The organism is Krasilnikovia sp. MM14-A1259, assembly GCF_047159535.1.
Taxonomy (GTDB): Bacteria; Actinomycetota; Actinomycetes; order Mycobacteriales; family Micromonosporaceae; genus Actinoplanes.
Map to the genome: position 1 here is coordinate 7817389 of NZ_BAAGAJ010000002.1, position 15245 is coordinate 7832633.

Here is a 15245-nt window from a genome sequence, read left to right on the forward strand (position 1 = left end):
CTGGGGTGTCCCACGAGCGGAGGGACAAACCGCGGACGCGATCATGGCAACTCACCGGTCACTGCGTACAGCGACCGCGCCAGGCGTTCGAGGTGGTGGGCGGGGGAGCCGAACAGCTGTGCCGAGGCGTAGGCGCGGCGCAGGTAGAGGTGGGCGTCGTGTTCCCAGGTGATCGCGATCCCGCCGTGCATCTGGACCATCTCGCCGGCGATCGCCTGCAACGCCTCGGAGCAGTAGATCTTGGCCACGGCGGCCAGCGCTGGCGCGTCGGGGGCACCGGCAACCAGGGCGTCGGCGGCAGCGTACGACGCCGAACGGGCGGCCTCCATCCGTACGTGTGCCCCGGCCAGCCGGTGTTGCAAGGCCTGGAAGCTGCCGATCGGGCGGCCGAACTGGACCCGGATCTGCACGTACCGGATCGTGGCCGCCAGTGCGTGCGACGCCGCGCCGATCTGGTCGGCGCTGAGCGCGACGCAGGCCAGGTCGCGCATACCGGCGAGGTCGGCGCTGCCGCCGATCCGGCGCGCGGGCGCATCGGTCAGGCGCAGCACACCGAGCCGCCGGGTCGGATCCAAGAGGCTCGCCTCGTGCCGGGCTACTCCGGGCGCGTCGCCCGCCACTTCGTACAGGATCGTCGTGTCGCCGGTGCGGGCGGGGACCAGCAGGATGTCGGCGGACGCGAGGTCGAGGATGTGGGAGACCTCGCCGGTGAGCCGACCCGCGGCCGAGGCGGTGCAGGGCACATCATCCGGATCTCCCGCCCAGGCCAGCGTGGCGATCCGCGCCCCGCCGCACAGGTCCGGCAGCAGTCGCGCGCAGGCGTCGGAGTCGCCCGAGCGCAACAGCGTCTGCGTGGCCAGCACGGCACAGCCGAGCATCGGGCCGGGGGTCAGCGTGCGTCCCAGCTCCTCCAGCACCACGCACGACTCCCGGAGGGTGGCGCCGGACCCGCCGTACTCCGGCGGCACGGCCAGGCCGGCGACGCCGATCTCCCGGCACAGCCGCGTCCACAGGGCCGGGTCGAAGCCGGCCGGCGTGTCCGTCGCGTCGCGGGTGGAGTATCCGGACAGCAGGCCGCGTACGGCGTCGCGCAGCGCCTGACGCTCCCCGGTCAGGTCTTCCGCCTGCCCGGCGGTGTGCTGTTCCTGATCGCCAACGTCGGTCGTCATTGCGGCCTCCTCAGCACCGGCGTCGTTCGCAGGGCCGCCGCCACCCGGGCCCGGTGCTCGGCCGGGGTCCCCCACGCCAGGGTCAGCACCCGGACCTTGGTGAGCCATCGGCCCAGTCCGTACTCCCGGGTGTAGCCGATGGCTCCGTGCACCTGCAGCGCGGCGCGGGCGGCACGGTCGGCGGCGTCCGCGCAGGCGACCTTCGCAGCCGAGACGTCCCGGGCTGCGTCTTGCGGGTCGTCGCCAGCGGAGACGCCCGCGTCCGGGTCGTGCGGGTTGTGCGGCTCGTCGCCGGCGAGGGCGACCGCGGCCGCGTACAGCAGCGGCCGGGCGAACTCCAGGGCCACCGCCACGTCGGCGAGCCGATGCTGGACCGCCTGGAACTGCCCGATCGCGCGGCCGAACTGGTGTCGGGTCTGCGCGTAGGTCGCCGCGGCCTCCAGCAGCGCACGGCCGGCGCCGAGGAGCTGGGCGGCGCAGAACAGCACGCCCATGTTTAGGGCACGGGCCACCGCTGCGGCGGACTCCGGCCCGGCGGCGAGCGTCTCGCCGGGGAACACCTCGAACAGTCGCCGGGCGGGGTCCATCGAGGTGCGCGCCGGACCGACGCGGGCCAGCCGCACGGCGTCGCGCTCGGCGAACAACACGAGGTCGGCGGCATGCGCGTCGGTGGCGTACGGAAGCCACGGCGGCGCGGCCAGCGTGGCAACCGCCCGCCCGGCGGCCAGCTCGGGCAGCCACGTGCGGCGCAGCCGGTCGTCGCCGACCGCCGTGAGCAGCGTGGGTACCGCGGCCATGGACTCGGCAACCGGCCCGGGCAGCGCGTGGTGGCCCAGCTCTTCGGCCGCGAGCACCAGGTCGCTCGGTGCACCGTCCAGGCCGCCCCAGCGCGCCGGCACGGCCAGCCCGCAGACGCCGGCTTCGGCCAGCCGCGACCAGACCGCCCGGCCCGGGGCAAGGTCGCCCAGCGCCCAGCGGTCTGCGAGCGAGCCCACGTCCACACCGCAGAGCAGCTTGTGCAGGACAGCCGCGAACCTTTCCTGCTCCGGTGAGGGCGCCAGTCTCATCGCGCTGCCCGTCTCACCGCATGCCGCCGATCAGCGGCGGCGGGGTCGCGGGCCGCGACGGACTCCGGCACGCGCTCGTGTCGCGCCGCCGCCCGCTCATCGCGGTACTCCCGGGTCATGACGTCGGCTCGCGGGGCAGACCGAGCACCCGCTCGGCTACGATGCCGCGCTGGATCTCGTTGGTGCCGGCGTAGATCGGACCGGCCAGCGCGAACAGGTATCCGCCGGTCCAGCCGGTGTCGGTCTCGGCGCGGGCGCCGAGCACGTCGAGCGCTGTGGAGTGCAGGGCGATGTCCAGCTCGGACCAGAACAGCTTGGTGACGCTCGCCGCGAACGGCCCGGGTGGCACGTCCAACGCGGCGAACGCGTGCATCCGGTACGCCTGCGCGCCGATCCACGCGTCCACCACCCGGTCCCGCAGCCCGGTGTTGCCGGGGTCGCCCGCCTCCCGCCAGAGCGCGACCAGCCGCGCGGCGGCCGCCACGAACCGGCCCGGGCTGCGCAGCGTCAGCCCACGCTCGTGTCCGGCCGTGCTCATCGCCACCCGCCACCCGTCCCCCGGCGCGCCGATGACGTCCGCGTCCGGGACGAACACGTCGTCCAGGAAGATCTCCGCGAAGCCGGGTTCGCCGTCGAGCTGATGGATTCCGCGTACGGTCACCCCGGGCGCCCGCAGGTCGAACATCACACAGGTGAGGCCGCGGTGCCGCCGCGCCTGTGGGTCCGTGCGGAACAACCCGAACGCCCGGTCTGCCACGACCGCCCGGGAGCTCCAGGTTTTCTGCCCGGACAGCAGCCACCCGCCGTCGGTGCGCCGGGCGCGGGAGCGGATCGCGGCCAGGTCGCTGCCCGCGTCCGGCTCGGACCAGGCCTGCGCCCACACGTCGTCGGCCCGGGCCATCCGGGGCAGGATCCGGTCGCGCTGCTCCGGCGTCCCGTGCGTGAACAGCGTCGGGGCGAGCAGGAACAGGCCGTTCTGGCCGATGCGGGCGGGCGCGGCGGCGGCGTGGTACTCCTCCTCGAACAGCAGCGTGTGCAGCGGCGGGGCGGCGCGCCCGCCGTACTTCTCCGGCCAGGGCACGACGGCGAGGCGCGCGTCGGCGAGACGGCGCTCCCAGGCCCGGTGTGCGGCAGCACCGGCGGGGGTGTGCACGCTCGGCAGCGCGGAGGCCGGGACGTTGTCCGCGAGCCAGCCGCGGACCTCGTCCCGGAACGACCGCGCGGACGGGTCGAGGTCGAGATTCACGACGCGGACCGTTTCATGGCGGCCGCGTCCAGGCCGCCGAGCGGGTTCCCGGTGACCTCGGCGTTGTACGCGTGGGCCAGGTGGTGCAGGCCGAAGGCAGCGTCCATCCCGGCGCGCATGCCCATCAGGTCCTCGCACTGGTTCATCGCACGCTTGGCCAGGCTCAGGCCGAACCCCGGCATCGCGGCGATCCGCTCGGCCAGGGCGAAGGTCGCGGTTTCCAGTTCGGCGCGGGGCACCACCCGGTTCACCATGCCGACCTGGTACGCCCGCTGTGCGTCGAACCGGTCACCGGTGAACAGCACCTCACGGGCGAAGCGGGGACCGAGCATCCACGGGTGGGCGAAGTACTCGACGCCGGGGACACCCATCCGCAGCACCGGATCGGCGAAGAACGCGTCGTCGGCGGCCACGATCAGGTCACACACCCAGGCCAGCATGAGCCCGCCCGCGATGCACGCACCCTGCACCATCGCGACCGCCGGTTTGGGGATGTCCCGCCACCGCCGGCACATCCCCAGGTAGACCTCCGCCTCCCGGGAGTAGCGCCGGTCCGCCCCGGCGCGGCCGGTGTGGTCCCACCACAGGAGGGCGCGCCGGGGGAACGGGGTGTCCGCGTCCCGTTCCGGGGTGCCGATGTCGTGTCCGGCCGAGAAGTGGTCGCCGGCCCCGGCCAGCACGATCACGGCGACCTCGTCGTCGTCCACGGCGCGGGTGAACGCCGCGTCCAGGGCGTAGGTCATCGCGGAGTTCTGCGCGTTGCGGTACCGCGGACGGTTCATGGTCACCAGGGCGAGGCGGCCGCGCCGTTCGTAGCGGACCGGGTCGGTCACGGGATGCCTTCCTTCCGGAGCAGGTACTTGAGGACCTTGCCGGAGGCGTTGTGGGGCAACTCGGTGCGCCACTCGACCGTACGGGGAACCTTGTAGCCGGCCAGCCGTTCCCGGCAGTACGCGATCACGTCCGCGCTGGACAGGTCGTGCCCCGGCCGTGCGACGACGTACGCCTTGCCCACCTCGCCGAGGCGCGGATCGCTCACCCCGACCACCGCCGACTCGGCCACCCCGGGCAGCCCGGCCAGCGTCCGTTCGACCTCGGCCGGATAGACGTTGAAGCCGCCGCAGATGTACATGTCCTTGAGTCGGTCGGTGAGGTGCAGGTATCCCCGTTCGTCCAGGCGGCCGATGTCGCCGGTGTGCAGCCAGCCGTCGGCGTCGATGGCGGCGGCGGTGGCGGACGGGTCGTCGAGGTAGCCGAGCATCACGTGGGGGCCGCGCAGGAGCACTTCACCGGTGGGCGGGCCGATCCGGACCTCGAATCCCGCGGCGGGCCGCCCGCAGGTGTGTGCCACGGTCTGCGGGTCGTCGCCGGGCCGGCACATGGTGGCCACCACCGCCTCGGTCAGCCCGTATGCGGTGAGCACGGTGCGCACGCCCAGATCGGCCTGGATCCGCTCGACGAGTGCGGGCGCCACGGTGGCCGCGCCGGTCACCGCGAGGCGCAGTGTGGACAGGTCGTGCCGGGGCCGCTCGGGGTGGTCGAGCAGGCTGAGGTAGAGCGTGGGCGGTCCGGGCAGGACGGTGATGCGATGCGCGGCGATCAGCGCAAGCGCCCGGGCCGGGTCGAAGACCGGCATCGGCACCACCGTGGCGCCGCTGAGCAGGCACGCCAGCAGGCCGGCCTTGAGCCCGAAGCTGTGGAAGAACGGGTTGACCACCAGATACCGGTCGTGTGGGCCCAGCTCACCGATCTCGGCCCAGGCGGCGGCCACGCCGAGTGCCTGCCGGTGCGCGCTCATCGCGCCCTTGCTGCGCCCGGTGGTGCCTGAGGTGAACAGGATGTCGCTCACGTCGTCCGGGGTGACGGCCCGGGCGCGGGCGTCCGCCTCGGACACCGGCACGTCCGCGGCGCGGCGCAGGAAGGCGTCCCAGTCGAGGGCTCCTGATTGCGGCGGGGACGGACCGGCCGGCACCTGCACGAGGAAACCGGGAAGCGCGATGCCGCGCTGGGCTGCGGCGGCACGCAACGTGGCGAGCCGGTCCACGCCCAGGAACGGGCCCGCGACGACGAGGCCGCGGGCGCCGCTGCGATGGATCACCTCGAGGGCCTCGACGCCGGTGAAACGGGTGTTCACCGGCACCAGCGTGGCACCGGCGTAGCTCGCGCCGAGCGCGGCCAGGACCCAGTGCGACGTGTTCGGCGCCCACACGGCGAGCCGGTCGCCCGGCCGCAGCCCGGCGGCGATCGACGCGCGGGCGACCAGGCGCACCTGCTCCAGCAGGTCCGTGAAGCTCCACTGCCGCCCGCCGGGCTCCACCAGAGCCGGAGCCGCCCCGAAGGTGCGGGCCGCGTCGGCCACGGCCGCCGGGAGGGTGGATTCCACGGTGACCTCCCAGTCGGGCCGGGCCAGGCGGGCAGATAGCCGACCAAGCAAGTGCTTGGTAGGGTGACGGTACCCGGAGTGCGGGAGGTGGCGCCAGTGGACGGTGACGAACAGTTCCGGCACGAGGTCCGGGACTGGCTCGCCGCGAACGTGACGGACGGGCTGCGCGGCATCGGCGGCCCGGGCCGGGAGAACGAGGCGTATCCGCAGCGCCTGGCGTTCACCCGCCGGCTGGCGGCCGCGGGATGGACCTGTCTGGCCTGGCCCGTCGCGTACGGCGGGCGCGGTGCCTCACTCGCGCGGCAGGTCATCTTCCACGAGGAGTACGCCCGATCCGGCGCACCTTCCCGGGTCGACCACATCGGCACCACGATGGTCGGGCCGACCCTGATCGCGCTCGGCACCGAGCGTCAGCGCCGCCGGTTCCTGCCCCGCATCGCCGCGGTCGACGAGCTGTGGTGCCAGGGCTACTCCGAGCCGGGCGCCGGTTCCGACCTGGCCGGTGTCACCACCCGCGCGCGGCGCGACGGCGACCACTGGGTGATCAGCGGTCAGAAGGTGTGGACGTCGCTGGCCCATGTGGCCGACTGGTGTTTCGTGCTGGCCCGCACCGAGGCGGTCCCGGACGGCGCCCCCCGCCACGCCGGCCTGTCGTATCTGCTGGTGCCGATGCACCAGCGCGGCGTCACCGTACGCCCGATCCGGCAGCTCACCGGCGACAGCGAGTTCAACGAGGTCTTCTTCGACGACGCCCGCACCGAAGACCACCTCGTGGTCGGCGAACCGGGGCAGGGCTGGCGGGTTGCGATGGCCACGCTCGGCTTCGAGCGCGGCGCGGCCACGGTGGGCCAGCAGATCGGTTTCCAGCGGGACCTGGACGACCTGGCGGCGCTGGCCCGGCGTACCGGAGCCCTCACCGACCCGGTGCTGCGCGAGCGGATCGCGCGCGCCTGGGTCGAGTTGTCCGTGCTGCGCGCGCACACCCTGCGCGCCCTCGCCGGGCCACCCACCGCGGGGACCGCGTCGGAGATCAAACTGCTCTGGTCGCGTTGGCGGCGGGGCCTCGGTGAGCTAGCCATGGTGGTGCTCGGCCCGGCCGGCGCCGCGGCGGATCCCGGCGATGAGGAGGTCCAGCGGTGGCGGCGGCTGTTCCTGTTCAGCCGGGCCGACACCATCTACGGCGGCTCCGACGAGATCCAGCGCACCGTCGTGGCCGAGCGGGTGCTCGGGCTGCCCCGGCAGGACCGCGGGTGAGCGAGGACCGGCCGCCGCCCGCCGGGCACGGGCTGCTCGCGGGCAAGGTCGTGGTCGTCACCGCGGCTGCCGGCACCGGGATCGGCTCCGCCATCGCCACGCGGTGCCTGGCCGAGGGCGCCGAGGTCGTGCTCAGCGACCATCACCGGCGTCGTCTCGCCGAGGCCTGGGAGCGATTGGCGATGACGTACCCGGGCCGGGTGTGGTCCGTGCCGTGCGACGTCACCGACGAGGCCGACGTCCAGGCGCTCGTGGCCGGCGCGGTCGGGCACTGCGGGCGGATCGACGTGATGGTGAACAACGCCGGCCTGGGCGGCACCCGGCCGGTGGTCGAGCTGACCGACGACGAGTGGCGGCACGTCCTGGACGTCACGCTGACCGGGACGTTCCGCGGCACCCGGGCGGCGCTGCGGCAGATGATCGCGCAGGGCGGCGGCGGGGCGGTCGTCAACAACGCCTCGGTGCTGGGCTGGCGCGCCCAGCCCGGGCAGGCCCACTACGCGGCGGCCAAGGCCGGCGTGATGGCGTTCACCCGGTGCGCCGCACTGGACGTGGCCGCACACGGCATCCGGGTCAACGCCGTGGCGCCGAGCCTGGCGAGCCACCCGTTCCTGGCCAAGGTGATCGACGAGCGGGAGCTGGCCGGGCTCGCGCTGCGGGAAGCGTTCGGGCGGGCCGCGCAGCCGTGGGAGGTGGCGACCGTCGTGGCGTTCCTGGCCAGCGACTACGCCTCGTACCTCACCGGTGAGGTGATCTCGGTGAGCAGCCAGCATCCCTGACGATCACATCCGCTCGATGATGGTCGCCGTGGACATCGCGCCGCCCGCACACATCGTGATCAGGGCGGTGCTGCGGTCACCGCGTTCCAGCTCGTGCAGGGCGGTCGTGATGAGGCGGGAGCCGGTGCTGCCGACCGGATGCCCGAGCGCGATCGCTCCGCCGTTCACATTGACCCGGTCGGGATCCGCGCGGTGCGCGCCCAGCCAGGACAGCACCACACTGGCGAACGCCTCGTTCACCTCGAACAGGTCGACGTCGTCAATCGTCATCCCGGCCCGGGACAGCACCCGGTGGGTGGCCGCGATCGGCCCGTCCAGGTGGTAGTACGGTTCCGCGCCGACCAGGCACTGGGCGAGGATCCGCGCACGCGGGCGCAGGCCCAGCGTCCGCGCCCGCTGGGCGTCCATCAGCAGCACCGCGGCGGCCCCGTCGGAGATCTGCGACGACGTGCCCGCGGTGTGCACGCCGCCGTCCAGGACCGGGCGGAGCCGGGCCAGGCCCTCCACAGTGGTCTCCCGCAGGCCTTCGTCGCGCTCGACCGGACAGACCTTGCCCGTGGGCCGGCCGGTCTCGTCCACGACCGGCGCGTCGACCGGCACCACCTCGCGGGTGAAGCGGTCCTGCGCCCAGGCCCGCGCCGCGTTGGCCTGCGAACGGGCACCGAACCGGTCCAGTTCGGCACGGGTGAGGCCGCGCCTGGTCGCGATGCGTTCGGCGGCGACGAACTGGTTCGGCAGGTCGATGCTCCACGACTCGGGCCGCGGCATGCCGGCGTCCGTGCCCAGGTTGGCCCGCAACGGGACACGGCTCATCGACTCCACGCCGCAGGCGACGCCGACCTCGACCGCGTCCGCGGCGATGAGCCCGGCCATCAGGTGGACGGCGTGCTGCGCCGAACCGCACTGTGCGTCGATGGTCAGGCACCCGGTCCGGTACGGCAGCCCGGCGTGCAGCCACGCCGTACGGGTGATGTTGTTGGACTGCTCGCCGCCCTGCGTGACGCAGCCGCCGACGGCCTGCTCGACCAGTTCCGGGTCGAGGCGGGCACGCGTGAGCAGCGCACGTTGCGCCGCGCCCAGCAACTCGGCGGCGTGCAGCCCGGCCAGTCGTCCGCGGCGCCGGCCGATCGGCGTGCGGACCGCGTCGACGATCGTCGGAACACCCACCAGCGCCTCCTGCAAGCAAAGTAGAACGTGTTCCTATATGGAAGCACGGAAGCGGTATCCGTGGGCACGTTTACATGCTTGAATTGATAGAACGGGTTGCCAAAGGAGGAGCCGTGTCCGCACCATGCATCCCCGAGGGTTTCGACTTCACCGACCCGGAGATCTACCTGCACGGCATACCGCACGCCGAGTTCGCCGAGATGCGGCGCAGCGCCCCGGTGTGGTGGATCCCGCAGGCCCGGGGCAGCGCAGGTTTCGACGACGAGGGGTACTGGGCGGTCACCCGGCACGCTGACGTGATGACCGTGTCGCGCGACACCGACACGTTCTCCAGCTGGGAGAACACCGCGATCGTCCGGTTCCAGGCGGATCTGCCGCGCGAGCGCATCGAGATGCAACGGTGCGCACTGATCAACATGGACCCGCCGCAGCACACCAAGCAGCGATCCATCGTGTCACGCGGCTTCACCCCGCGAGCGATCACCAGCCTGCGCGCGGCGCTGGCCACCCGCGCCGAGCAGATCGCCCGTACGGCGGCTGCGTCGGACACCGGCGACTTCGTCACCGAGGTGGCGTGCGAGCTGCCCCTGCAGGCGATAGCCGAGCTGCTCGGCGTCCCGCAGGACGACCGGCGCAACGTCTTCGACTGGTCGAACGCGATGATCGGCTACGACGACGCGGAGTACGGTGGCGGCGCCGACCCGTTGGTGCCCGCCACGGAACTGCTCGCCTACGCCATGACGATGGCCGAGCAGCGGCAGGCCTGCCCTCGCGACGACATCGTCACCACCCTGGTCCAGGCGCAGATCGGCGGGGAGCACCTGTCCACCGACGAGTTCGGCTTCTTCGTGCTGATGCTCGCGGTCGCCGGCAACGAAACGACCCGCAACGCGATCTCGCACGGCATGCTGGCCATGCTGGAGCACCCCGACCAGTGGAAGCTGTTCAAGGCGCAGCGCCCGCGGACCGCGGTGGACGAGATCGTCCGATGGGGCACCCCGGTGAACGTCTTCCAGCGCACCGCGCTGCGCGACACCGTCCTCGGCGGCCAGCACATCGCAGCCGGCCAGCGAGTGGCGCTGTTCTACGGGTCCGCCAACTTCGACGAGGAAGTCTTCGACGACCCGCAGCGCTTCGACATCACCCGCAGCCCGAACCCGCATCTCGGCTTCGGTGGCAGCGGCGCGCACTTCTGCCTCGGCGCCAACCTGGCCCGGCTGGAGATCGACCTCATCTTCAACGCGATCGCCGACCACATGCCCGACATCGACCTGGCCGGCCCGGTGCGGCGGCTGCGCTCCGGCTGGCTCAACAGTGTCAAGCACCTGCCCGTCCGGTACCAGCGGCCCTGACGCCGGCTACCGGCCGTCCGGCTGGGTGGCGACCAGCCACAGGGAGAAGAACTGCGACCCCCCGCCGTACGCGTGCCCGACCGCCGTGCGCGCACCCGCCACCTGATGCTGCCCGGCCCGGCCCATCACCTGCATCGCCGCCTCCGCGAAACGCAACAGACCGGAGGCGCCGATCGGGTTGGAACACAACACCCCGCCGGACGGGTTGACCGGCAGCCGGCCGCCGATCCGCGTCTCGCCGGACTCGGTCAGTTTCCAGCCGTGCCCCGGCGCAACGAAGCCGAGGTTCTCCAGCCACATCGGCTCGAACCAGGAGAACGGCACATACAACTCGGCGACGTCCACCTCGGCCAGCGGCTCCTTGATGCCGGCCGCATGCCACAGCGCCTGGGCGGCCTCGGCACCGGCCTGCGGGCTCACATGGTCCTTGCCCGCGAAGAACGTGGGCTCGGTGCGCATGGCGGTGGCGCGGATCCATGCCACCTGCCGGTCGCTGCCCTCGGCCGCGGCCTGATCGCCGATGACGATCGCGCACGCACCGTCGGAGGAGGGGCAGGTCTCGTCGTACCGGATCGGGTCCCACAACATCCGTGACGCCTGCACGGACTCCACCGTGATGTCGGGCTGCCGCAGATGGGCGTACGGATTGCGGGCGCCGTTGCGGCGGTCCTTGGCCGCGACCATCGCGCCGATGTGCTCCGGTGCGTCGAAACGCCGGATGTACGCCCGGATATGGGGGGCGAAGTAGCCGCCCGCGCCCGCACCGATCGGCGCGGTGAACGGCGGCTGGATCGACAGTGCCCACATCGCGTTCGACTCCGATTGCTTCTCGAACGCGACCGCCAGCACTCGCCGGTGCACCCCGGCACGCACCAGGCTGGTCGCCATGACCGCGGTAGCCCCGCCGACCGACCCGGCGGTGTGCACCCGCAGCAGCGGCCGGCCGGCCGCGCCGATGGCGTCCGCCAGGAACAGCTCGGGCATCATCACGCCCTCGAACAGGTCCGGCGCCTTGCCCAGCACGACCGCGTCGATCTGCGACCAGTCGGTGCCGGCATCGGCCAGCGCCCGGTCGATCGCCTCGCGGCACAACCCCGCCATCGACACATCGGTACGCCGGGTCCGATGGTGTGTCTGCCCGGTACCGAGCACGGCCGCCCGTCTCACTGTTCCGCCTCCAGCACACAGACCAGATTCTGTTGCAGTGCCGGGCCGCTGGTGGCGTGCCCGACCGCCCGCCGCGCCCGCCCGGACATGACCTGCTCGGCCGCGGCCCCGATCCGGGCCAGACCCGCGGAGAACATGGGGTTGCCGCACAGCGCGCCGCCGGACGGGTTGATCCGCACCGCCTCGCCGAGCCCCAACGCCGCGCGCAGCAACAGCTCCTGATGCGTGAACGGTGCATGCAGCTCGGCCACGTCGAGGTCACCGGTCACACCGGCGGCCTCGGCCGCGGCGCTCGCCGACGGCACCGCGGTCAGATCCCGCTCACCGAGGCCCTGCGGGTCGATGCGATGGGCCATGCCGGTGATCCAGGCGGGCCGGTCACACAGCTCGCGGGCACGATCGCCGGAGGCCAGAACCAGCGCGGCGGCACCGTCGGACACCGGCGCGCAGTCGTGCGCCCGTAGCGGGTCGGCGACGTACGGCCCGGCGAGCAGCGACTCGACCGTGGCCGCTCCGGACACCTGGGCGCACGGGTTGGCGGCGGCGTCCGCCCGGCTGCGTACCGCCACCTCGGCCATGTCCCGCTCGGTGAGGAGGCCCCGGTCGCACGCGAGCCGGGCCTGCAGTGCGGCGATGCTCACCGAGTCGGGCCACAGCGGCGCCGTCACGTACGGGTCGAGCTGCAGCGCCAGCACCCGGCGCAGCTGACCGGCCGAGGACTTGCCGAACCCGTACACCAGCGCGGTGTCCGCCTCGCCGGCGAGGATCTTCACGTACGCCTCGTAGCACGCCCAGGCCGCGTCCATCTCTACGTGGGACTCGCAGATCGGCGGGTACGCCCCGGTGGCATCGACCGCGTTGACGAACGAGAACGCCCGCCCGGCCAGGTAGTCGCAGGAGCCGGAGCACCAGAAGTCCACCTCGCGCCGCGTCAGCCCGGCATCGGCCAGTGCCTGTCGGAAGACCGGCACCAGGGTCTCGACCCCGCTGGTCGTGCCGGCCTCGGGCCGGCACGGGGACTGGGCGAACCCGACGACCGCGACCGCGCGCTGCGCGTTCACAGGTGATCCGCGAACGACTCGTAGGGTGCGTCCGGCTCACCCGTCGGCGCGAAGTGCGCGATGTTCTCCGGGGTGACCGTCCACTGCGCGCGCTCGCGCCAGACCGCGGCCACCCGCATGCCCATCCGCACCTCATCGGCGGGGCAGCCGAGGATCAGATGGGACAGCGGGATGTCCGCGCCGTCCAGCAGCACCTGCGCGACGACGTACGGCGGGTCGAGCCGTTGCCCCGCGAACGGGACGTTGACCACGCAGAACGTGGTGACCGTGCCCCGGTCGGCCACGACCACCTCCTCCTCGGTCGGTACCCCGTCGGCGGGGCAGACCCGCGGCGGCAGATAGACCTTGCGGCAGGCGGGGCACCGCCCGCCGAGCAGCCGACCCTCGGCCAGTGCCCGCAGGTACCGGCTCTCCTGTTCCGAGGCGGTGTGCCGGTAGCGCAGCACGATCGGGGTGACGATGGTCGTCACCGGCGCGTCCTGGGCGGGTGAGGTCTCGCGGGGCGGGGCGGGTGGGGCGTCGATCGGCTCGAAGCACTCGATGTCGCGGATGTGGCCGACCGGGTCCGCGGCCCAGCGCACCCGCACCCGCATCCCGGTCCGCATCCGGCCGGGCTCGCCCGCGTCCACGGCGTGCAGCAGGGCGGTGTCCGCCCCGTCGAGCCGGATCAGTGCCCACCCGAACGGGTGCGCCAGCGGCTGCCCCTCCAGTGGCCGGCGCGTCCAGGTCCAGGTGACCACGGTGCCGGTCGGGAGCACGCCCACCAGATCGGTCACCGGCGCGTGGGTGACCGGGTCGTACTCCAGCGGGGGGACGTGGATCCGTCCGTCCGAGGTCCGGCTGCCGAGCACGCGGCGCTCGCGCAGGCCGGTCATGAACGGTCCCAGGACCGGGCCGAGCGAGCGGGTGTAGTCGAAGCCGATGACCATCGGCGCGGAGAGCGGGGGCGCCGAAGCGATGTCCACGATTCTGAGTGAAACACGTCCTCGTTCATGCGGGCAAGAGCTTCCCCCACCGACTGTTTCGCCGATAGAACACGTTATAGAGTGACGACATGGATGCCATCGGGCTGTGGGCCATCGCGGCTCGGTCTCCGCACAGTGCCGCAGTGATGGACCCCGGCGGTCACACCCTCACGTACGGGGAGCTGGCCGCTCGCGCCGACCGGATCGGGCGCGGGCTACAGGGTCTAGGGTTGTCCGCCGGCGACCGGATCGCGTTGCTGCTGCCCAACGGCGCGGACCTGCTCACCGTCCACTTCGCCGCACTGCAGACCGGGCTGCACGTCGTACCACTCAACTGGCACCTGACCGCTCCCGAGATCGCGTACATTCTGCGCGACTGCGACGCGCGGGCGTTCGTGGCGCACGAGCGTTTCGCCGACGCGGCGTCGGCGGCGGCGCAGCAGGCGGGAACGCCGGGTCGCTTCGCGGTCGGCGAGGTGCCCGGGTTCGCCGCACTCGACACGCTCGGCGCCGGTGGGTCCGGGCGCCCCGTTGCCCGTACTCTGGGCGCGCTGATGGCCTATACCTCGGGCACGTCGGGGCGGCCCAAGGGCGTGCACCGCCCGCTCACCGGCACCGATCCCGATGATGTGCCGTCGGTCTCGACGTGGTTCTTCGGCCTGTTCGGGCTCGAGCCGTTCGACGGTCACGTGCACCTGTGCTGTTCGCCGCTCTACCACACGGCCGTGCTGAACTTCGCCACCATCTCGCTCCAGCTCGGGCATGCCGTGGTGGTGATGGACCGGTGGGATCCGGAGGAGATGCTGCGCCTCGTCGAGCGTCACCGGGTTACCCATAGTCACATGGTGCCGACGCAGTTCCGCCGCCTGCTCGCCCTGCCCGAGCCGGTCCGCACCGGATACGACCTGTCCTCGATGCGCGTGATGATCCATGGCGCCGCGCCGTGCCCGCGGCACGTCAAACGGCAGATGCTCGACTGGTGGGGCCCGGTGGTGGTGGAGTATTACGCGGCCTCCGAGGGCGGCGGCACCCTGATCACGGCGGACGAGTGGTTGCGGCGGCCCGGCTCGGTGGGGCGCGCGTGGCCCGGCACCCGGGTGCGGGTGCTGGACCCCGACGGCAACGACGCGCCGGCCGGCGGCCTGGGGCAGGTCTACCTCCAGATGGGGGAGGCGAGCTTCGAATACCTCGGCGACGCCGAGAAGACCAGAAACGCCCGGCGCGGCCGGATGTTCACGGTCGGTGACGTCGGTTACCTGGACGACGACGGTTACCTGTTCCTGTGCGACCGGGCCAGTGACGTGATCATCTCGGGCGGTGTGAACGTGTACCCCGCCGAGATCGAGGGCGAGCTGGCTGCCCACCCCGGCGTCGCGGACGTCGCGGTCTTCGGCGTCCCCCACGATGACTGGGGCGAACAGGTCAAGGCGGTCGTGCAACTGGAGCCGGGCGTGCGCGGCGGGCCCGAGCTGACCGCGCAGCTGCTGGAGTTCCTGACCGGCCGGGTCGCCCGGTTCAAGCTGCCGCGCATCATCGAGTACGTCGACGAGCTCCCGCGCGATCCGAACGGCAAGCTCTACAAGCGACTTCTGCGAGATCCCTCCTGGGCGGGGCGGGAGCGGCTGATCTGAGGCG

The 15245-nt window shown here is 72.9% G+C and carries 13 protein-coding genes; 4 read left to right on the forward strand and 9 right to left on the reverse strand.

The features are described 5' to 3' along the window. Positions 1-41: 41 nt before the first annotated feature. The 5 genes from ACMCNK_RS35255 to ACMCNK_RS35275 all read right to left on the reverse strand — a co-directional run bounded on the left by ACMCNK_RS35255 (position 42) and on the right by ACMCNK_RS35275 (position 5865). A complete protein-coding gene (locus tag ACMCNK_RS35255; protein ID WP_412741084.1) occupies positions 42-1115 on the reverse strand; it encodes an acyl-CoA dehydrogenase family protein in 1074 nt (357 codons plus the stop codon). Between the two features lie 50 nt (positions 1116-1165). Beyond that, a complete protein-coding gene (locus ACMCNK_RS35260; RefSeq protein ID WP_412740660.1) occupies positions 1166-2236 on the reverse strand; it encodes an acyl-CoA dehydrogenase family protein in 1071 nt (356 codons plus the stop codon). 115 nt (positions 2237-2351) lie between these two features. Then, a complete protein-coding gene (locus tag ACMCNK_RS35265) occupies positions 2352-3482 on the reverse strand; it encodes an acyl-CoA dehydrogenase family protein (protein WP_412740661.1) in 1131 nt (376 codons plus the stop codon). Next, positions 3479-4315 (reverse strand): enoyl-CoA hydratase, encoded by an 837-nt coding sequence (locus ACMCNK_RS35270; protein WP_412740662.1) that lies wholly within the window; start codon positions 4313-4315, stop codon positions 3479-3481. The genes ACMCNK_RS35265 and ACMCNK_RS35270 overlap by 4 nt, the downstream gene beginning before the upstream one ends. Next, positions 4312-5865 carry a FadD3 family acyl-CoA ligase gene (locus ACMCNK_RS35275; RefSeq protein WP_412740663.1) on the reverse strand — a complete coding sequence of 518 codons (1554 nt, stop codon included), beginning with the start codon at positions 5863-5865 and terminating at the stop codon, positions 4312-4314. The genes ACMCNK_RS35270 and ACMCNK_RS35275 overlap by 4 nt, the downstream gene beginning before the upstream one ends. Positions 5866-5961: 96 nt before the next feature. On the opposite strand from ACMCNK_RS35275, the gene ACMCNK_RS35280 reads away from it, so the two are divergent. Both ACMCNK_RS35280 and ACMCNK_RS35285 read left to right on the forward strand, forming a co-directional pair. Next, on the forward strand, positions 5962-7119 hold the full coding sequence (locus ACMCNK_RS35280; protein ID WP_412740664.1) for an acyl-CoA dehydrogenase family protein: 1158 nt from the start codon (positions 5962-5964) through the stop codon (positions 7117-7119). Further along, complete coding sequence (locus tag ACMCNK_RS35285) at positions 7116-7898, forward strand: SDR family oxidoreductase (RefSeq protein ID WP_412740665.1); 783 nt, start codon at positions 7116-7118, stop codon at positions 7896-7898. Before ACMCNK_RS35280 ends, ACMCNK_RS35285 begins: the two co-directional genes overlap by 4 nt. A gap of 3 nt (positions 7899-7901) precedes the next feature. Here the strand turns inward: ACMCNK_RS35285 and ACMCNK_RS35290 are convergent, their stop codons facing one another. Next, positions 7902-9065, reverse strand: coding sequence for a steroid 3-ketoacyl-CoA thiolase (locus ACMCNK_RS35290; RefSeq protein WP_412740666.1), 1164 nt, complete (start codon positions 9063-9065; stop codon positions 7902-7904). A 113-nt stretch (positions 9066-9178) separates the two neighbouring features. On the opposite strand from ACMCNK_RS35290, the gene ACMCNK_RS35295 reads away from it, so the two are divergent. Continuing rightward, a complete protein-coding gene (locus ACMCNK_RS35295) occupies positions 9179-10417 on the forward strand; it encodes a cytochrome P450 (protein ID WP_412740667.1) in 1239 nt (412 codons plus the stop codon). A 6-nt stretch (positions 10418-10423) separates the two neighbouring features. Here ACMCNK_RS35295 and ACMCNK_RS35300 read toward each other — a convergent pair whose 3' ends face one another. Genes ACMCNK_RS35300 through ACMCNK_RS35310 form a run of 3 tightly spaced genes read right to left on the reverse strand, consistent with a single transcriptional unit; the run spans position 10424 to position 13610 of the window. Then, positions 10424-11584, reverse strand: a complete 1161-nt coding sequence (locus tag ACMCNK_RS35300; protein ID WP_412740668.1) for a thiolase domain-containing protein — start codon at positions 11582-11584, stop codon at positions 10424-10426. Next, the gene (locus tag ACMCNK_RS35305) at positions 11581-12645 is read right to left on the reverse strand and encodes a thiolase domain-containing protein (protein ID WP_412740669.1); all 1065 of its coding nucleotides are present in this window, start codon (positions 12643-12645) and stop codon (positions 11581-11583) included. Before ACMCNK_RS35305 ends, ACMCNK_RS35300 begins: the two co-directional genes overlap by 4 nt. Next, positions 12642-13610: an OB-fold domain-containing protein gene (locus ACMCNK_RS35310; RefSeq protein WP_412740670.1), complete on the reverse strand. Its 969-nt coding sequence runs from the start codon at positions 13608-13610 to the stop codon at positions 12642-12644. The genes ACMCNK_RS35305 and ACMCNK_RS35310 overlap by 4 nt, the downstream gene beginning before the upstream one ends. A gap of 89 nt (positions 13611-13699) precedes the next feature. On the opposite strand from ACMCNK_RS35310, the gene ACMCNK_RS35315 reads away from it, so the two are divergent. Then, positions 13700-15241 carry an acyl-CoA synthetase gene (locus ACMCNK_RS35315; protein ID WP_412740671.1) on the forward strand — a complete coding sequence of 514 codons (1542 nt, stop codon included), beginning with the start codon at positions 13700-13702 and terminating at the stop codon, positions 15239-15241. Positions 15242-15245: the final 4 nt, after the last annotated feature.

What these genes read in the sequence shown, in the direction of transcription:
- ACMCNK_RS35260 (WP_412740660.1), bottom strand. Translation starts at nt 2,236, where the DNA reads ATGAGACTGGCGCCCTCACCGGAGCAGGAAAGGTTCGCGGCTGTCCTG.
- ACMCNK_RS35315 (WP_412740671.1), top strand. Translation starts at nt 13,700, where the DNA reads ATGGATGCCATCGGGCTGTGGGCCATCGCGGCTCGGTCTCCGCACAGT.